This is a genomic window from Streptomyces sp. NPDC002669 (assembly GCF_042889165.1).
Classification (GTDB): Bacteria; Actinomycetota; Actinomycetes; order Streptomycetales; family Streptomycetaceae; genus Streptomyces.
Genome location: NZ_JBIAQQ010000035.1, coordinates 31,355 through 49,393 on the forward strand (window position 1 = coordinate 31,355; position 18,039 = coordinate 49,393).

Annotated in this window: 13 protein-coding genes; 6 read left to right on the top strand and 7 right to left on the bottom strand. The window is 69.4% G+C overall.

Going from position 1 to position 18,039, the window contains the following annotated elements; all coding sequences use genetic code 11:
• Positions 1-49: 49 nt before the first annotated feature.
• Positions 50-1,081 (bottom strand): LacI family DNA-binding transcriptional regulator, encoded by a 1,032-nt coding sequence (locus tag ACFYW1_RS34480; protein WP_389002432.1) that lies wholly within the window; start codon positions 1,079-1,081, stop codon positions 50-52.
• A gap of 140 nt (positions 1,082-1,221) precedes the next feature.
• On the opposite strand from ACFYW1_RS34480, the gene ACFYW1_RS34485 reads away from it, so the two are divergent.
• The 4 genes from ACFYW1_RS34485 to ACFYW1_RS34500 are packed head-to-tail and all read left to right on the top strand — an operon-like array spanning position 1,222 to position 6,777.
• Positions 1,222-2,523: an ABC transporter substrate-binding protein gene (locus tag ACFYW1_RS34485; RefSeq protein WP_389002435.1), complete on the top strand. Its 1,302-nt coding sequence runs from the start codon at positions 1,222-1,224 to the stop codon at positions 2,521-2,523.
• Between the two features lie 32 nt (positions 2,524-2,555).
• A complete protein-coding gene (locus ACFYW1_RS34490) occupies positions 2,556-3,491 on the top strand; it encodes a carbohydrate ABC transporter permease (protein WP_389002438.1) in 936 nt (311 codons plus the stop codon).
• The gene (locus ACFYW1_RS34495) at positions 3,488-4,309 is read left to right on the top strand and encodes a carbohydrate ABC transporter permease (protein ID WP_389002441.1); all 822 of its coding nucleotides are present in this window, start codon (positions 3,488-3,490) and stop codon (positions 4,307-4,309) included. The genes ACFYW1_RS34490 and ACFYW1_RS34495 overlap by 4 nt, the downstream gene beginning before the upstream one ends.
• Positions 4,306-6,777, top strand: a complete 2,472-nt coding sequence (locus ACFYW1_RS34500) for a glycoside hydrolase family 3 N-terminal domain-containing protein (RefSeq protein ID WP_389002444.1) — start codon at positions 4,306-4,308, stop codon at positions 6,775-6,777. Before ACFYW1_RS34495 ends, ACFYW1_RS34500 begins: the two co-directional genes overlap by 4 nt.
• A gap of 401 nt (positions 6,778-7,178) precedes the next feature.
• Here ACFYW1_RS34500 and ACFYW1_RS34505 read toward each other — a convergent pair whose 3' ends face one another.
• The 4 genes from ACFYW1_RS34505 to ACFYW1_RS34520 all read right to left on the bottom strand — a co-directional run bounded on the left by ACFYW1_RS34505 (position 7,179) and on the right by ACFYW1_RS34520 (position 10,411).
• Positions 7,179-7,841: a hypothetical protein gene (locus tag ACFYW1_RS34505; RefSeq protein WP_389002447.1), complete on the bottom strand. Its 663-nt coding sequence runs from the start codon at positions 7,839-7,841 to the stop codon at positions 7,179-7,181.
• Between the two features lie 378 nt (positions 7,842-8,219).
• Positions 8,220-8,609 carry a GntR family transcriptional regulator gene (locus ACFYW1_RS34510; RefSeq protein ID WP_389002450.1) on the bottom strand — a complete coding sequence of 130 codons (390 nt, stop codon included), beginning with the start codon at positions 8,607-8,609 and terminating at the stop codon, positions 8,220-8,222.
• Entirely contained in the window at positions 8,606-9,310 is a 705-nt protein-coding gene (locus ACFYW1_RS34515) for a hypothetical protein (RefSeq protein ID WP_389002453.1), read from the bottom strand. The genes ACFYW1_RS34510 and ACFYW1_RS34515 overlap by 4 nt, the downstream gene beginning before the upstream one ends.
• Positions 9,311-9,949: 639 nt before the next feature.
• Entirely contained in the window at positions 9,950-10,411 is a 462-nt protein-coding gene (locus ACFYW1_RS34520; RefSeq protein WP_389002456.1) for a cyclic nucleotide-binding domain-containing protein, read from the bottom strand.
• A 680-nt stretch (positions 10,412-11,091) separates the two neighbouring features.
• On the opposite strand from ACFYW1_RS34520, the gene ACFYW1_RS34525 reads away from it, so the two are divergent.
• Positions 11,092-11,973, top strand: coding sequence for a universal stress protein (locus ACFYW1_RS34525; protein WP_389002459.1), 882 nt, complete (start codon positions 11,092-11,094; stop codon positions 11,971-11,973).
• Positions 11,974-12,065: 92 nt separating this feature from the next.
• On the opposite strand, the gene ACFYW1_RS34530 is transcribed toward ACFYW1_RS34525, so the two are convergent.
• Both ACFYW1_RS34530 and ACFYW1_RS34535 read right to left on the bottom strand, forming a co-directional pair.
• Positions 12,066-14,792: a SpoIIE family protein phosphatase gene (locus ACFYW1_RS34530; RefSeq protein ID WP_389002462.1), complete on the bottom strand. Its 2,727-nt coding sequence runs from the start codon at positions 14,790-14,792 to the stop codon at positions 12,066-12,068.
• Positions 14,793-15,350: 558 nt separating this feature from the next.
• Positions 15,351-16,352 (bottom strand): Acg family FMN-binding oxidoreductase, encoded by a 1,002-nt coding sequence (locus ACFYW1_RS34535; RefSeq protein WP_389002465.1) that lies wholly within the window; start codon positions 16,350-16,352, stop codon positions 15,351-15,353.
• Between the two features lie 441 nt (positions 16,353-16,793).
• Here ACFYW1_RS34535 and ACFYW1_RS34540 point away from each other — a divergent pair, with 441 nt between their 5' ends.
• Positions 16,794-17,795, top strand: coding sequence for a zinc-binding alcohol dehydrogenase family protein (locus ACFYW1_RS34540; protein ID WP_389002549.1), 1,002 nt, complete (start codon positions 16,794-16,796; stop codon positions 17,793-17,795).
• Positions 17,796-18,039 lie beyond the last annotated feature (244 nt).

Below are 18,039 nucleotides of genomic sequence, written 5' to 3' on the forward strand. Positions count from 1 at the left end.
CATGGACCGCGGCCCTTCACCGGCACGGGCCGCGGCCCATGGGCGGTGCTCAGTTCTCGGGCGGTGGCGCCGTGCTCTTGCGTACGACCAGGCTGGTGGCCAGCTCCAGCCGCGTGGACACCGGTTCCTGGGCCCGTAGCCGCATCAGCATCTGCGCGGCCTCCTCCGCCATCTGACGCAGCGGCTGGTGGACCGTGGTCAGGGCCGGGCTGGCCCAGCGGGCGATGGACACGTCGTCATAACCGACCACCGAGAGGTCGTGGGGGACGCGCAGGCCGTGCACCCGGGCGGCCTCCAGTACGCCGAGTGCCTGGAGGTCGCTGCCCGCGAAGATCGCGGTGGGCCGCTGGGGGCGGGACAGCATCTCTGCGGCGCGCTCGTATCCGCCCTCCACGTGGAAGTCGCCGAACAGGATGAGTCCGGGGTCCACCTCCAGCCCCGCCATGGTCATCGCCGACCGGTAGCCGTCGAGCCGGGCGCGGGAGCAGAGCATGTCCTCGGGTCCGGTGATGACCCCGATGCGCCGGTGCCCGCACTCGATGAGATGGCGGGTGGCGGCCAGTCCACCATTCCAGTTGGCCGAGCCGACCGAGGGGACATCGGGATCGGGGTCGCCCGCCGGGTCGATGATGACGAACGGGATCGAACGCGCCCTGAGCTGCTGTTTCACTTCGCCGGGCAGGGCGGAGAAGACCAGGACGACACCGAGCGGCCGTCGCTGGAGCATCGCCTCCATCCAGTCGGGGCCGGGCGAGTGACGGGTTCCGCTTTCGGTGAGGACAACCCCGGCACCGTGGGCCTTGGCGACGTTCTCCACTCCCCGGATCAACTCCATCGCCCAGATGCTCTCCAGCTCGTGGAAAACGATCTCGATGAGCGGCGCCTCGCTGGCCGACCGGGTGGTGCGTCGGTACGCATGGGCTTCCAGCAGACGTTCCACCTTGATCCTCGTGGGGGCCGCCACGTCCTGCCGTCCGTTGAGGACCTTCGAAACTGTCGAAATGGAGACGCCGGCCCGCTCGGCCACTTGAGCCAGGGTGATGCGGCCCATTTTCTCGTCATCGCGCATGGCGAGGAGCATAAAGCACAAGCCAACTGCCGCCCAGGCGTAACGCTTTGATAACGCCGTGACTGAGGGTTGACCCCCCGGGTGGGGAGTCCTAGCGTCCCGGCTCAGGAAGTTTCGATAAATGAGCCGAAAAAGTTTCGAAAGGTGTGCCGATGAAGCAACGCGCACGGTTCTCGCGGACCGTTGCCGTCGGTGGTGCCGCGCTGGCCCTGGTGCTGTCCCTGACCGGATGCGGAGGAGACTCCGACGCGGCCGGCGACGACACCATCCACGTCCTGGTCTACGGGGACGCGGCGAACAAGGTGGAGAAGGAGATCGTCGCCGCCTTCAACAAGACCTCGAAGGTGAAGGCCGTCCTGGACACGATCCCGGGCGCCGACTACCAGGCCAAGCTGCAGACGATCATCAACAGCAAGCAGGCGCCGGACGTCTTCTTCAACTGGGGCGGCGGCAGCATCAGGCCGTTCGTCGACGCCGGCCTGCTGCTCCCGCTGGACCCCTTCATCGCCGAGGACCCCGACCTCAAGGCGAAGTTCCTGCCGTCCGTGTTCGACAGCACGGTGGTCGACGGCACGTCCTACGGGATACCCATGCGCGGTACGCAGCCCGTGCTGCTGTTCAACAACGGCAAGGTCCTCAAGAAGGCGGGCATCGAACCCCCGAAGACCTGGGACGACCTGCTGGCGGCGGTCAAGGCGCTGAAGGCCGAAGGAGTCACCCCGATCGCGCTGGGCGGCGGCGACCGGTGGCCGACGCTGATGTGGTTCGAGTACCTGTACGACCGCATCGCCGGCCCGGAGCTCTTCCGGAAGGCCCTGGACGGCGACCAGGACGCCTGGGCGAGCCCGGACAGCCGGAAGGCGCTGAGCAAGATCAAGGAACTGGTGGACGCCGGAGCCTTCGGCACCAACTACGACTCGGTGAAGTTCACCGACCAGGGTTCCCCCACACTCCTGGCGACCGGCAGGGCCGGCTTCGAGCTGATGGGCTCGTGGGAGTACTCGACGCAGCAGGACGCGTATCCCGAGTTCGCGAAGAGCGACCTCGGATACAGCGCCTTCCCCGCCGTCGAAGGCGGCAAGGGCGACCGGGCGAACATCGTCGGCAACACCAACAACTTCTACTCCGTGCTGAAGAAGACGAAGCACCCGCAGGCCGTCGCCGAGTTCCTGAAGCTCATGTACTCGGACCAGTTCGTCAAGGCGCAGCTCGCCATCGGCAATTTGCCGACCACGACGAACACCGAAGGCTTCCTGGACGCCGCCGCCAGCCCCGAGTTCGCGAAGTTCCAGTACGACATGGTCAAGGCGGCCCCGGCGTTCCAGCTCTCCTGGGACCAGGCGTACCCCCAGTCGGCGGCCGTCACGATGTACCAGTCCCTCCAGCAGTTCTTCAACGGCTCGATGGACGAGGACGCCTTCATCGAGGCCATGCAGGCGCTGCCGACCTCGTGAGCGCACCGAAAACCGGACCCGGAACACATGACATGACCCGAACCGCACCCCCTTCCGCAGACGGCGACACGGCCAAGAGGGCCGGCTCGTCCGGCATCGGAGCGGGCCGCCCGGGATTCCTCTGGGCGGCGCCCGCCGCCGTGTTCTTCGTCTTCTTCGCCATCGTCCCGCTCATCATGGTCGCCGTACTCTCCTTCGCCAGCTGGGACGGTCTGAGCGCCCCGGAATTCGCCGGACTCGACAACTGGAAGGCGCTTCTCGACGACCCCGTCATGGTCAAGAGCCTCTGGCTGAGCGTCCTGCTCACCGTGCTCGGGGTCGCCGTCCAGACCCCGCTGAGCATCCTGCTCGGGGTCTGGGCGGCGGGGCACCAGCGCAACCGGGCCGTCCTGTCCGCCATCTACTTCGTCCCGATGCTGCTGTCCGTCGCGGCCGTGTCCGTGCTGTGGCGCGCCGTCCTCGACCCCAACCTCGGCGTCCCCGCGCAGGCCACCTGGCTGTTCGGCGACGGCAACCTGTTCGGGACACAGGCCACCGCGATCGGCGTCCTGGTCTTCGTCAGCACCTGGCAGTTCACCCCACTGCACACACTGATCTACCAGGGCGCGGCGCGCGCGGTGCCACCGGTCCTCTACCAGGCGGCGCAGATCGACGGCGCGGGCACGGTGCGGCAGTTCTTCCACATCACGCTGCCGCAACTGCGCAACTCGATCATCACCTCGATGATCCTGATGGTGGTCGGCGGACTCACGACCTTCGACACCGTGCTCATCCTGACCCAGGGCGGACCGGGGAGCGACACCACCATCAGTGCGTACTACATGTACCAGAAGGCGTTCAAGAGCTTCGACTACGGAGCGGCGTCCACCATGGCCCTCCTCCTGGTCCTCGTCTCCACGGTCATCTCACTGATCGTGGTGCGGCTCTCGGGTTACGACAGGATGCGCAGCACCATGGAGGGACTGTGAGGAAGAGCCGTCCCAACCACTTCGCCGGTTTCGGCTCGCTGGTCTGGCTCCTCGTGGTGGGGCTGCCGCTGTACGTGATGCTCGTCGCCACGTTCCAGACGCGCCCCGACTACGCGGCGAACGGCCCGCTGTCCTTCCCCGAGCACTTCACGCTCGACAACTATGTCAACGACCTCAACAGCGGCTTCGCGCAGTACTTCCTCAACACCGTCATCGTCACCGTGTGCGTGGTGGGCATCGTCGTACTCCTCGTCCCGCCGCTGGCGTACACCATCGTCAGGAGCCGGGGCCGCGTCACCACCACGGTCTTCCGACTGTTCCTCCTGGGCCTGGCGATCCCCTCGCAGGCGGTCGTCGTCCCGATGTTCTTCGTCATCAGCGAGGCCGGTCTCTACGACAACCTCATCGGCGTCGTCCTGCCGACGGCAGCCTTCGCCATGCCGGTGTGCGCCCTGATCCTGACGGGGGTGATGCGGGACATCACCCCCGATCTGTACGAGGCGATGACAATGGACGGCGCCTCGTCCCGGCGGGTCTTCTTCCAGCTGGTGCTGCCGCTGTCCAGGAGCGGGATCTCGACGATCGTCGTCTTCTCCGCGCTCCAGGCGTGGAACGGCTTCCTCTTCCCCCTCGTACTGACGCAGTCGACGGAGACCAAGGTGATCACCTTGGGGCTCTACGACTTCCAGACGGAACACGGAGTCGACACCCCGGGCCTGCTCGCCGCAGTCGTCCTGTCCATGCTCCCCATCCTGATCGTCTACCTGTTCGCACGTCGTGCCCTGGTACAAGGGCTGATGGGAGTGGGAGGAAAGTGACCGCCAACATCGACAACGCCGGCGTGCGGACACCCGCCGAGACCGCCGACTCCGGGGCGCCGGTGTCCGGCGCCCCGGACCGCCTCACCGGGCCCTGGCACGATCCCGTCCTTGCCCCCGAGGCCAGGGCCGACGCCCTGATCGCCGCCATGACCCTCCGGGAGAAGGTCTCCCAGCTCTTCGGCGTCTGGGTGGGCGCGTCCGACGAGGGCGGCGAAGTCGCGCCGTTCCAGCACGACATGGAGGAGGCCGTCGCCCTCGACGACCTTCTTCCGCACGGCCTCGGCCAGCTGACCCGCCCGTTCGGGACGGCCCCGGTCGACCCGGCCGTGGGCGCCCTCTCGTTGTCGCGCACCCAGGAGCGCATCGCCGGGGCGAACCGATTCGGCATACCGGCGATCGCCCATGAGGAATGCCTTGCGGGTTTCGCCACCTGGGGTGCGACCGCTTACCCGGTGCCTCTGTCCTGGGGCGCCACCTTCCATCCGGAGCTGGTCCGTGAGATGGCCGCCGCGATCGGCCGCGACATGCGCTCCGTCGGCGTGCACCAGGGGCTCGCCCCCGTACTCGACGTCGTACGCGACGCCCGCTGGGGCCGCGTCGAGGAGACGATCGGCGAGGACCCGTACCTGGTGGGAACGGTCGCCACCGCCTATGTGCGAGGACTGGAGTCGGCCGGGGCCGTCGCCACGCTCAAGCACTTCGCCGGGTACTCCGCCTCACGGGCCGGCCGCAACCTCGCCCCCGTCGGTATGGGCGCGCGGGAGCGGGCCGACATCATCCTGCCCCCCTTCGAGATGGCCGTACGCGAAAGCGGCGTACGGTCCGTCATGCACGCCTACACCGACACCGACGGAATCCCCTCCGCGGCCGACGGACCGCTGCTGACCGGTCTGCTCCGCGACACCTGGGGCTTCGGCGGGACCGTGGTCGCGGACTACTTCGGCATCGCGTTCCTGAAGACACTGCACGGTGTGGCGGAGACCTTCGGGGACGCGGCCGGCGTCGCACTCGGCGCGGGTGTGGACGTGGAGCTGCCGACCGTCAAGACGTTCGGCGGCCCGCTGACCGACGCGATCGCCGAGGGCTTCGTGCCCGAGTCGCTGGTGGATCGTGCGGTACGCCGAGTCCTGGTCCAAAAAGCCCAGTTGGGGCTGCTGGACGTGGACTGGAGTCCGGTGCCGCCGGTGCTCGCCGCAGCCGCGGGCGCGGACGGCTCGGCGGACGGGAACCCGGAGGCGCTGCGCGGGACCGTCCGTCTCGACACCGACGAGAACCGCGCGCTCGCCCGCCGCGTCGCTGAACAGGCCGTCGTGCTCCTGCGCAACGACGGCACCCTGCCCCTGGCGGCGGAGGCCGCCGAAGCCCCTGCCCGTATCGCACTCATCGGGCCCAACGCCGACACCCCGACGGCCGTCCTCGGCTGCTACGCCTTTCCCGTCCACGTGGGGGGCCGGCATCCCGGGACCCCGCTCGGCATCGAACTGCCCACCCTGCGCGAGGCGTGTGCGGCGGAGTTCCCCCACAGCGAGATCGTCATCGCGAAGGGTGCGGACATCGACGGCCCGGACACCGGCGGGTTCGGCGAGGCCGTCGAACTGGCCAGGAGCGCCGACCTCGTGATCGTCGCACTCGGCGACCGGGCCGGTCTCTTCGGGCGCGGCACGAGCGGGGAGGGCTGCGACGCGGAGGACCTGGCGCTCCCCGGTGTCCAGCGGCAGCTGCTCGACACCCTCCTCGACATGGGCGCCCCCGTCGTCGTCATCCTGCTCGCCGGACGTCCCTACGCCCTCGGGCGGGCGGCGGACGAGGCAGCCGCGGTCGTGCAGTCGTTCTTCCCCGGCGAGGAAGGAACGAGGGCCATCGCCTCGGTGCTCAGCGGCCGCACCGAGCCCTCCGGCCGGCTGCCCGTCAGCGTGCCGCGCCACCCGGGCTCCCAGCCCTCCACGTACCTGGCGGCGCGGCTGGGCCACTCCAGCGAGGTGTCCAGTGCCGACCCGACCCCGGCGTTCGGGTTCGGCCACGGTCTGACGTACACCGCCTTCGAGTGGAGCGACCTCGTCGTGGAGCACGGACGGGCTTCTACGGAAGGGGAGTTCACGCTCTCCTGCACCGTCCGCAACACCGGTGCGCGGGAGGGGACCGAAGTGATCCAGGTGTACCTGCACGACCCGGTCGCCTCCGTGGTCCAGCCCGTGCAGCGCCTCATCGGATACGTACGCCTCGACCTGGGTCCGGGACGGGCGGCCAGGGTGCGGATGACAGTCCCGGCGGACCTCGCGTCCTTCACGGGCCGCGACGGCCACCGGATCGTCGAGCCGGGCGATCTCGAACTACGGCTGAGCGCGTCGAGCACCGACGCGCGCCTCACGGCCCGGGTCGCGCTGACCGGGCCGGTACGAACGGTCGACCACACCCGTCGGCTGCACATGAGCACCGCGACGGAGATCCTCACGGAAGCGCCGTAGCCCGGCGCACCCCGGCCGGAAGGGCCTTCGCGGGTGGGACGACCACCCGCGGAGGCCCGTGCGTCCGGAAGAGGCCCGGCTTCTTCGGCGAGCACGACACGAGGAGGTGCTTCATCTGCTGGTGGTGCAGACTCAATACGTTGTCGACCAGCGGAAACGACGGATTCTCAGGCTCGGGAAGCGGTGTTGGCCCGCGTACGGTCCGGCTCTTGAGAGGGCGCCGATTCGCGCGGAACGCTAAGGGCTGTCCCGTAATCCCCGGCGGGCGCACGACGACAGCTACGGCACCTCGCTGCGTTGTCGGAACATCCGAATACATCCAGTATGCGTACGCCCCTCCGCCTTGCGATGCACCGCATCTGACGCCGCGCGCTGATCCACCAGGGATTACGGGACAGCCCTTAGCTTCGGATCATTTGCAGCGTGCCGAGCTCGGCTGAGGGCGTGTCCGGACCGTTCCAGCCGACCCAGCGGGTTCCGCTGATGTCGGCGACGAGCGCGGAGCCAACGCTCCAGAAGCTGTGGCTGGGTTCTTCGAAGACGTACCAGCCGTCCAGCCAGAGCGGGACCGACCGGTCGGGCAGGGGTGCCGGCTCGCTGGTGGTGGCGAGGCTGCGGCATCCGAAGACCGTTTCCTGGAGCACGAAGCTGGTGAGGAAATGTTCGAGGGACGGTGTCAGCGGGGTGTACTCGTCTTCCGGGCCGTCGTCCCACATCCAGTGGGCGTTGCTCAGCACGATGGGCGCCGCTGGACCGGCGACTGTGACACGACATGTCCAGCTGTCCTGGTTCTCGCCGAGGAACTCGACCGTTCCGTCATGAAGGCTCAGAGCCTCGGCGCGTACGAGCACGTCTTGTTGCTGGAAGATCCCGGGCGAGTCCGGCAGGTGCTCCTCCGGATTCGGGCCGGGCCAGCGTCCGGCATGACGGTACAGGCGTCGGAGCGGCACCGGGAGGAACTCGGGCAGTTCCGTCTCGGCCAGGCCATAGCTCGGTTGACGTGGGCCGTGCCACGCAGTGATGAAGTCCTCAAGCCACTCGACCGAACCATCCGACGCTCGCATGCCACCACAATAGACAGATCCGAATGAGGGGCGTGAGGCGCGTGGACGGGGCGACGACGGTCACGCGAGCGCAGGCGGTCCCACAGCCAGGTGGTGATCCCAGCCAAGACCGCGGGGCTTGACCCGAGGCCGGGTAATTAGCGATTGCCATTGCTTGCAAGGCAGTTGGTGTCCAGGTCGTGGCTGTGCCGACCGGACGCAGGTCGACGGAGAGCGTCCCCGACGCCGTCCTGAAGGTCTACGAGGACGGCTCGCACGACATCGCGATGGTCCCCGGGCGACAAGAAGAGGTACAACGCCGACCCGCTGGAGTTCCTCGACACGTGCCCCCCCGGGCGGACGGGACTTTTGGAACATGGCCCAGGCCCTCCCCGGAGTTCACGGCATATCGTGGTGTGCGAGAGCCTGCCGGATCGCCGCGAGGGCTTCCTCGTCAGTGGCGTTGAGCTGCCTGGCCGCGGCTGCGTAACTGCGCGCGTGTTCCGCGAGTTTCACCTTGATGTCGCTGGTGGTCGCAGGAGCGACGACCTGAGTTCCGGAGCCGCGACGGCTCTTGACCAGGCCGGCGGTCTCCAGCTCGCGGTACGCCCGCACCACGGTGTTGTTGGCCAGCCCGAGGTCGGAGGCGAGCTGGCGCACGGACGGCAGTCTGTCCCCGTGATTCAGCCGACCGACGGAAATCAAATCTGCTAGTTGTGCGCGGAGTTGCTCGTACGGCGGGACAGGTGAAGCCTGATTGACATTGACGCTGATGTTGTTTGTCCTCATGGTCGAGCCTTGATGTATGCCTGCGGCAGCAGCAGGACTCCCAGACAGTGAGACGCGGTCAGCGCGGAGGTGAGAGCCGTGACGGCCAGCCCCCACAGGGCCACGCTCTTCATCCCGCCCGCGCAGGACATGCTCAGCACCGCAACGCCCATCGTCAAGGAGACGGCGAAAAGAGGAGCGGTCACCACCACTCCCCAGGCGCCGACCGCTGCCCGGACGCTCGTGCGGCGTTGGTCGTCGCTCCCGCGCCGCGCGGTGACGTGGCGCAGAAGCAACGCGCAGGCGACGGTGCCGAGGGCGAGACCGCCGAGGGTCGGCCAGGCGTAGTAGGGGCCGGGCCAGGGTGAGAGCAGTTGGGTGCCCTTCGGGCATGCGACGGACAGGGCGCGTCCTGCACGGCCGTCGGCGTCCTCCGAGCCCATTGCGGCGGCGACGATCAGGAGTACCGTCAGGACAACGGCCTGTGCAATCAGTGCGGCAGCCAGGAAGCGGGGCAGGTGGTCCCGGATCCTGCGCGGCGCCACTTCGGCCACTCGTAGCCGGCCAGGACTCGGGCGCGCGACCACATCCGCTGCGAACACGCCGCCCATGACACACAGACCGAATACGGGGAACCCGTACAGCAGATCCACATCGGGCTCGGGGCTGAAGGAGACCAGGGCGTTGACGGCCAGACCGGAGGCCGCACCGACCCATCGCACAGGAGTATCCAGCCTTGCCCGCCACGTTCTTTCCGTCTCAGCGGCAGCAGACATGCCCGACCCCGTTCCCTCGCGATGTGTATCAACTCTGTGACACACTGCCCGGCGCATCAAAGTGTGTCAAGTGGGTGACACACTTCCCCGTTCGGTATCGGCCCCCGGCCTTCCGCTCTCGCGCACCACTTGTTGAGGGTGCCGCCGACCCGGGAGCTGTTTGGGGTTCGGGTCCTTGTGGGATCCGGTGGTGTGCTGAGTGGCGCTGGTGGAACTCGGAGGGGCCCGCTGCTGCGGTGGGTGCAGGATCCGTTCAATGGGGTGCCGGGCGTTTCCGTACCGGGAGCGGCCGGTGCGATGTGCCGGAGCGGCCCACGTCGGTTTCACCCCGCTGCGCGAGCAGGGCCTCACCGCTGCTGGACTCAGCCAGGCCGCTCGACCGGCCGCGAGCCTCCTGGCGCGAGTACGGGCCGTACCGTCGAAGTGGCGCAGAGGATCAGTCGCCAGGCGATGGCGAGCCGGACATTGCCGTAGGCGCCTCTGTACCGGGAGCCCCCTGCCGTCGCCCGGGGCGGCCCTCCTCGCCGTCGTGAGTTCGTCCAGGCGGAACACCCCGGAGCCGAACGGTCCCGTTCTCCGGTGCGGTCAGGCATCCGGAGCCCCACCCTGGGGGCCGTACAACTGCAACAGCCGTTCCCGTGTTCCGTACAGGCGCTTTGCCACGGTCTCGGCGACGAACCTGTATACGGCCCGGCCCAGTACCGCATCGGCCTCGCAAAGCGAGCGAACGGCGGCGGCATCGAATTCCACGGCCTGCCCCGCCCGGATCACATGCGCACCCAGGTGCCACACATGTGGGGGAAAGAGCCAGGACCAGCCCAGCAGATCGTCCCGCCCCAATGTCTCGACGACCGCCGCACGGCGGCCGGGCACATGGAGGTCGACCTCGACCTGTCCGGAGCGGATGACCCAGAACCGGTCGGCCCTTCTTCCTTCCTCGAAGAGCCGCGCGCCGAGAACCAGCGGTACCTCGTGGGCCGCCTTGCCGAGCAAGTGGGCCCGGCCCTCGGGCGGGACCGCGTCGAGCAGACTCCTGGTCGTTGACATGGGGCTTCCACTTCCGGCCGACGGTATGGACCCGCCCATCCGCTCCGGACGACATGCGTTCCTCCGGAGGAGCGGCTCGGCCACGCCGCGCGGCGCGAAACATTGTTCCGCGTACTCCTGGTCCACTCCATTGTGTGCTGCCCGGGACACAGGGCGCTTGGGCCGACCGGCCCGGTTCCGCGCCCCGCTCAGCCCATGCTGCAAGCCGCACAGGGCGGACAGGATGGTGGCATCCGCTCCCGTCCACGGGTTTCACGGCGCGCCACGGGCAAGGAGCGGTGCAGTCGGGGGAGTGAGGCTGGAACATGACCGGGGAAGTGCCCCGGAAGCGGGCACAGGCCCAGGATCCAACGGGTCCGGTACCCGTGGTCTGCCGGTTTGCGCTTCGGACCGGAACCAGAGCTGGGACAGGGTGCCCCGGTTCCGGTGCTTCTGCCGGCTGCGTTCTCCGCATCGACCGCCACGGGCTGCGCGGTGCACGGCACCGGGATCCGTCGTGCCGCAGTTCTCCCGGATGCCGCGAGGGCCGAAGCCCGGCTCGTCTCCGAGCCGGAGACCCCGCAGCGGACACTCTCAGGCCGGGGGGTGGGAGAAGGAGTGGGACGAGGGGGGGAAGTCGAACTGTCCGAAGGGTTCCGAAATTGCCGACGGATCGGCACGCGTAATTCCGAGGAGAGACCATGGACAGCACTCGATCAAACGTGGTCATGACGGGACCGGTCGTGGTCGGCACCGATGGCTCCGACCATGCGACGCGGGCGGTGTGGTGGGCCGCGGGCGAGGCGGCTGCTCGTAGTCGGCCGCTGCGGATCGTGTACGCGACCGCGACGGGCCACGGCAGACCGTACCTCTCCCGGGAGGACAGCCGTCAGATCGAAGGCTTCGCGCAAGGGGTGCTGGAAGAGGCTGCCGCTCTCGCACGCCGGCTTGCTCCTGCCGTCCCTGTGACGACGGCCATGTGCGAGAACGAACCGGCGGCATGCCTGCTCGACGCAGGGGGTTCCGACGCCACGATCGTCGTGGGTTCCCGGGGGCGTGGCGGATTCGCGACCTTGCTGGTCGGTTCGGAGTCGCTCCGGGTGGCCGCACGTTCCTCCCTCCCGGTCGTCGTCGTGCCAAGGCGTGACGGCCACGAACCGGCCGGCGTCGTGCTGGCCGCGGCACGGGACGAGCGCGACGAGGAGACGTTGCGCGTCGCCGCAGCCCTGGCAACGAGGGACGGATCCTCGCTGCAGGTGCTCAGCGCATGGGTCTTCCTGGAGAACGTCGGCAGCATGGCGACGATGTTCGACGGTGCGGACCGGCTCGCCGCTGATCAGTCGACCGCCACCGCCAGGCTCGTCGCGCCCGTGCGCAAGGACTTCCCGGACCTCACGGTGACCGAACACGTCGTTCGTACCGGCTCCGTCTCCGAGGCGTTGGTGGCAGCGACTGCCGGCGCCGACGTGATCGTCATCGGCTCCCGTCGGCGTCCCCACTCCATCGGCTCCCCACTCGGCCACGTGACGCATGCGGTCCTGCACCATTCACACTGCCCGGTCCTCCTCGTCCCCCATCCTTGATCGCTGCAAGGGCCTTCTCCGGACCCGTTGCCCAGGCCACTGTGCCGGGGCGGTCGAGGAATTGCTCTTCTCGGGGACTTGCCGTCCAGCGGTCAGAGCTCCTCGTCGAGGACGTTCGGCCGCGCCGGGCCTTCCGTGCTCCCGTCGGGCCGGGGCAACGAGATCTCCGCCCAGATGACTTTCCCCCGAGGGGTGTAACGGGTGCCCCAGCGCTCGGCCAGCTGTGCGACGAGGAACAGACCGCGGCCCCCTTCGTCCATCGCGGCGGCATCACGCAGATGGGGCGAGGTGCTGCTGCTGTCGGCGACCTCGCAGGTCAGGGTGCGGTCGTACAGCAGCCGTACGGTGACCGGCGCGGAGCCGTAGCGAATGGCGTTGGTGATCAACTCGCTGAGCACCAGTTCCGTGGTGAACGCAAGCTCGGACAGACCCCAGTCGTCGGCTTTTTCTGCCACGGCAGCACGCGTTCCCGCCACAGCGGCAGGATCGAACGGCACGTCCCAGTCGGCGGCACGGTCGGGCGGGATCGCCCGCGCCCGGGCGATGAGCAGCGCCACATCGTCCTTCGGTCGATCTGGCAGGAGCGCGTCGAGAACCGCCTGGCAGCTCTTTTCCGGCGACCGGTCGGGATGGCCCGCCAGGACCTGCCGTAGCAGCTCGATCCCCACGTCGATGTCCCGGGTGCGGTCCTCGATGAGCCCATCGGTGTAGAGGACGAACTGCGTGCCCTCCTCCACCTCCAGCTCGGCCGTCTCGAACGGCACGCCGCCCAGGCCCAGGGGCGGGCCGGCAGGCAGGTCGGGGAACGACACACTGCCGTCGGGCCGGACCAGCGCGGGGGGAGGATGCCCCGCCCGGGCCATGGCGCAGCGGCGGGAGACGGGATCGTAGATCGCGTACAGGCAGGTGGCTCCCATGATCCCCGGATCGGCGGTGGCTTCCGCCTCCTCCTGGTCGATGCGCCCGACCAGGTCGTCCAGGTGGCGAAGGATCTCGTCGGGCGGCAGGTCGAGGGTGGAGAAGTTGTGCACGGCCGTACGCAGTCGGCCCATGGTTGCGGCCGCGTGCAGTCCGTGGCCGACGACGTCTCCGACGACCAGTGCCACCCGGCTGCCCGGGAGCGGGATCACGTCGAACCAGTCGCCGCTCACCCCGGAGAATGCGGGCAAGTAGCGATGGGCGACGTCGAGCGCGCTCTGTTCGGGCAGGGCCCGCGGGAGCAGGCTGCGTTGCAGCGTCGCTGCCATGGTGTGCTCACGGGTGTAGCGGCGGGCGTTGTCGATGCTGACGGCTGCCCGTGCGGCCAGTTCTTCGGCCAGGGACAGGTCGTCCTCTTCGAACGGCTGGGGTTTCTCGGAGCGCCAGAAGTTGGCCGTGCCCAGGATGACGCCCCGTGCCTGGAGAGGCACGGTGATGAGCGAATGGATGCCGTAATCGATGATCATCCGAGTTCGCTCCGGGTCCTGGGCGAGCCAGCCGGGAGCGTCGGACAGGTCGGGCACCAGCTCCGGCAGACCTGTGACGAAGGCCCGTGACTGTGGCGTGGAGGGACGAAAATTGATCAGCTGACCAGGTTCGTACAGGGGATGGTCGTCCCGGATGCCGCGTACAGCGGCGCGGCGCATGCCCGCGTCCGTACCGGCCAGCTCGTCCCCGTGGAGGACCGATTCGGCCAGATCGACGGTTCCGAAGTCGGCGAGCCGGGGTACCGCGATCTCGGTCAGTTCCTCGGCCGTGCGCACCACATCGAGCGTGGTACCGATGCCGAGACCCGCGTCGTACAGCAGCCGCAGCCGCTCGCGCGCGTTCTCCGCCCTGCCGGACAGCGCTCGCAGTTCTGTGGAGTCACGCAAGGTCGCGACTGTCCCCCGGGGTCCACCGTGACGATCCGTGGATCGCTGGTTCACCGCGAGCAGTCGGCTTCCCACGAGGTGTACTTCGTCCGTGGCCGCGCGCCCCGAGGCCAACAGCTCCACCATGCCGGGATCAAGGCTGGACAAGTCCGGGATGCGTCGTCCCTCGGCGTCGAGCGGCAGATCCAGCAGCCGTCTGGCCTCGTCGTTGGCCAGCAGCAGTCGACCGTCCTTGCTGACGATGAGTACGCCTTCGCGCACGGCGTGCAGCACCGCGTCGTGATGCTCGTACATGAGGTTCATCTCGGCGGGGCCCAGATGGTGGGTCTGCCGCCGCAGCCGCCTGGACACCAGGGCCGTCCCACTCGTGGCTGCTCCGAGCGCGACTGCTCCCGCACCGAGGATGATCGGAATCTGCCGTGCCACCGATTCGTTCACGCTCTCGACCTTCATGCCGGCAGCCACCAGGGCGACGACCTTCGCGCGATCGTGGACGGGGACGATCACCTGCGCCTCGCGCCCGAGCGGACCGTTGACGCTCTCGGTGTACACCTGACCGGCCAGTGCCGGAGCGATGGTGGCGACCGCCTTCTTCCCGATCAGCTCGGGACGGGGGTGCGTGTAGCGGGTCCCCTTCGTGTCCATCACCACGATGAAGTCGACGCCGGCCGCCTTCCGGCCCGCTTCGGTGAGGGGCTGGAGCACTGCAGCGGGGTCAGGGCTCCTCAGCGCGGCCAGGAGGCCCGGGGAGTGGGCGAATGTCTGCGCGACGGCGATGGAGCGGTCTTTCGCCTCCGTGCTGTTGTCGTGCCGGGCCTCCGCTACGAGTGCCAGCACCGCAACGACCACGAGGAGCACGACGACAGCCACCTGCAGAGCGAAGACCTGGCCTGCAAGACTCCGGGGACGCTTGCCCGTAAGTGACCGAATCCGTGCGCTCCGAAATCGGCCGAAGCGACTAACCACAGTGCCCTTTGTAACACCGCGAGGTCGAAGGTGCGTGCGGTCACGTCGCGCCCGGGGAGGTGAGTGCGTGGCGATCCGACGTCAATTCCGCAGCGGTGGAACCGGATCGGCGCCGGGACGGTACGGATATGGCCGCATCATCGGGAGGGCTTGCCGGGGCCGTGCCGACGTCCGGTCACGGCCCCCGCGAGATTCCCGGTACTCGCGCGAGCAGGTGTGCCTTTCGCGGACCCGGGCGCGGCCTGCAGAAAGGGCTCCGCGCCGTCGACACGGCCGCGGAACAGAAGCTGGTCGAGGACGGCTGTTGCCCCGGGCCGGATGGCCGGACCGGTGGCAGTGAGGAAACCGCACCGGCCGGGGGAGGCCGTCTGCCGTGGCGACGAAGCGCGGCAGCCCGACCGTGAGGTGCCGACGCTCCGGGGGTCCTCGGGCCGTACGACGGAGACCGTCCTCACCGTTGGGTGGAGGCGGCCTGCACGTTCTTGTGCGGATGCGACGGGCTGCCCGTCGAGGACCTGCTCGGATGGCTCCCCGCTGCGATGCACGCGGCCGTGGTCCCTACGGTTCGATGGTCAGTACATGGTCGAGGGGACGTCGCGGTGTGCGCGGCCCGTTCGGGCCGTATCCCAGACGGACGATCATCTGCGGGTGTCCCGTGCCGAAGACCGGGTCGCGCAGAATCCAGCGCAGCTCCGGCCATTCGAGCGGCTGCGTCGCGAACGAGGTGGACACCCGGTGGAGTGTGGCCGTCAGCAGGACGCGTTCCAGAGCCTGGCCCGCACACAGCCAGTCCGCGACACGGTCACCCGGAGTGCTCAACAGGGCCAGTTGAGGCCGGTTCTCGAACAGGACACGGGCCCGGCCCGGAACGACCCGGGTCCCGGCGAAGTCGCGGGTGGTGGCTCGTTCGGAGGCGTCGCGAGGGCCGAAAGCGTAGTCGGGGATTCCGTCCACGGGAGCCTCGCTCCTCGTGTTCCGCGTCCAGCGTCGCTGTTCCGCATCCCGGGCCGGGTCACCGCGGTCGTAGCCCTCGGCGTCCCGGATCAGTCCGAGCACGGTCTCCAGGTGGATCGGGGTCAGGAACGCGAAGTCCGCTCCTTCGGCCCGGGCCGCGTCGGCGAGTCGTGCCCGGACGTCGCCGGGGACCGGCCGTTCGTCGAACGGATAACGGCTGGTGTGCCGGTCCTTGATCGCCGGGTGGAGAACCGCGAGAGCCCCATCGGCGGGTTCCCGCGCGGCCTCGGGGCGGATGCCGGGACGGACGGTGGCCAGTACGGCGGGTTCCGACGGCACGGGCAGCAGTGCGGTGACCGCGTCCAGGCCGTGGTGGGCGGCGGAGACCCGCAGGTTGAGCAGGGCCGCGCCGCAGCCGATGTGAAGGGCGCGGGTGGAGGGATCGGCCTTCGGCATCGCGCGCTCGAAGTCCGCCCGGAGCGTGAGGGTGCGGCTCCGGCATCCGTAGCGGAACTTCCAGGGCTGGGCATTGTGCATCGACGGGGCGGCGGTGGCATCGGTGACGAGGTCGGCCAGTACGGTGCCGCCGGGTGTTTCGGTGAGCATTGTGGGCTCCGGGGGCAGGGGGCGGTGGTTTCAGCATGCAGCGGATCGCCGCCCGGCACGTATGGGCCGATCGTCCCTGTCCCGGCCCCGGACGGCTCCTCGTCGCAGTGCGTCCCCGTTCCCTGGACCAGGGCCTGTCCGGCGGACCCGGCCGAGGCCGGTACCGGGCCTCCGAGCGGCAGATCCAGCCCCTGGAGGGCCGGGAAACCGGCGCCCCCAGCCGTGACCGGCTGTCGGGGTGGCGGAGACCGCGGCCCGTTTTCGGCATCGCGGCCGTCGGCGGGGCGCACCGGCCACATCGGTGGGTTTCGTCACCTGTCCGAACGGCCGGGGCGGGGCCGGACGGAGCGGGGTGCAGCTTCCGTTTCGCAGGGAGCGTTTGCCGGACCTGCCGGTCGGCGCGAGGCTGGGAGCATGAGGCGCGGGTCGGCTTCGGAAACGCTGACCGGGTGGGCCGTAGGGAGTCCCGGACCGATCGGTGACGGCCCGCTGGTGCGTGTGCGGCGTGCGATGCCCCCACCGGGGCCTGGTGAACTGTTGCTCACGGTGGAGGCGTGCGGTGTGTGCCGCACGGACCTGCACCTCGCCGAGGGCGACCTGAGCCCGCACCGGGCGTCGACCGTTCCCGGCCATGAGATCGTCGGCCGGGTGGCCGCCGTCGGCGAGTCCGTCACGCGGTTCCGGGCCGGGGACCGGGCCGGTGGAGCCTGGCTGCGCAGCACCTGCGGCCACTGCCACTACTGCCGTGCCGGCCGGGAGAACCTCTGCCCGGCCTCCCTCTACACCGGCTGGGACGCGGACGGTGGCTTCGCCGACATCGCCCTCGTACCGGCCGACTACGCGTACCGGCTCCCGGAGGACCGGGACGCCGCAGAGCTGGCGCCACTGCTGTGCGCCGGAATCATCGGCTACCGCGCCCTGCGCCGCAGCGCCCTGCCGTCCGGCGGCCGGCTCGGGATCTACGGCTTCGGGGCCTCGGCCCATCTGGCGGCACAGGTCGCTCTGGCCGAAGGAGCGACCGTGCACGTGCTGACCCGTTCGGAACGGGCCCGTGAACTCGCCCTCGACCTGGGGGCCTCCTCCGCGGGCGGTGCGTACGACCGTCCGCCCGAACCCCTGGATTCGGCGATCCTGTTCGCGCCGGTCGGTGATCTGGTGCCAGTGGCACTGGAGGCGCTGGACCGTTCGGGAACGCTTGCCGTCGCGGGCATCCATCTCACCGACATCCCCGTGCTCAACTACCGGCGCCACCTCTTCGAGGAACGCGATCTGCGCAGTGTCACCTCCAACACCCGGCAGGACGGCCGTGACTTCCTGGACACGGCCGCACGGATCGGCATCCGGGTCACCGTAAGCCCTTACCCGCTGAGCCGTGCCGACCGGGCTCTGGGCGATCTGGCCGCGGACCGGGTCCGCGGGGCCGCCGTCCTCGTCCCGGGCTGAGCCCCGTTCCGGCACGGCAGCCCCCGCTGCCCGTCCGCAAGGCACCTGCCCGGCCGGCCATGGGCCGATCGGTCCCTCTCGGGCACGGCCCACTCGGCCCAGATCCTGGCCTCCTCGGCCCTGCGGCGGGGTATCCGGGGGAGCGATGGTGGATTTCGGGCGCCTCGTCCGGACTCCGCCCCTTCCGAAGCGAGTGCGTCAGCTTTCCGGGCGCTCCGGGCTTTTCTCTTCCGGCATGGGGCGA

Coding starts and splice junctions, on each gene's coding strand:
- ACFYW1_RS34490 (WP_389002438.1), top strand. CDS start 2,556: ATGACCCGAACCGCACCCCCTTCCGCAGACGGCGACACGGCCAAGAGG.
- ACFYW1_RS34485 (WP_389002435.1), top strand. CDS start 1,222: ATGAAGCAACGCGCACGGTTCTCGCGGACCGTTGCCGTCGGTGGTGCC.
- ACFYW1_RS34480 (WP_389002432.1), bottom strand. CDS start 1,081: ATGCTCCTCGCCATGCGCGATGACGAGAAAATGGGCCGCATCACCCTG.
- ACFYW1_RS34525 (WP_389002459.1), top strand. CDS start 11,092: ATGGACAGCACTCGATCAAACGTGGTCATGACGGGACCGGTCGTGGTC.
- ACFYW1_RS34520 (WP_389002456.1), bottom strand. CDS start 10,411: ATGTCAACGACCAGGAGTCTGCTCGACGCGGTCCCGCCCGAGGGCCGG.
- ACFYW1_RS34505 (WP_389002447.1), bottom strand. CDS start 7,841: ATGCGAGCGTCGGATGGTTCGGTCGAGTGGCTTGAGGACTTCATCACT.
- ACFYW1_RS34535 (WP_389002465.1), bottom strand. CDS start 16,352: ATGCTCACCGAAACACCCGGCGGCACCGTACTGGCCGACCTCGTCACC.
- ACFYW1_RS34510 (WP_389002450.1), bottom strand. CDS start 8,609: ATGAGGACAAACAACATCAGCGTCAATGTCAATCAGGCTTCACCTGTC.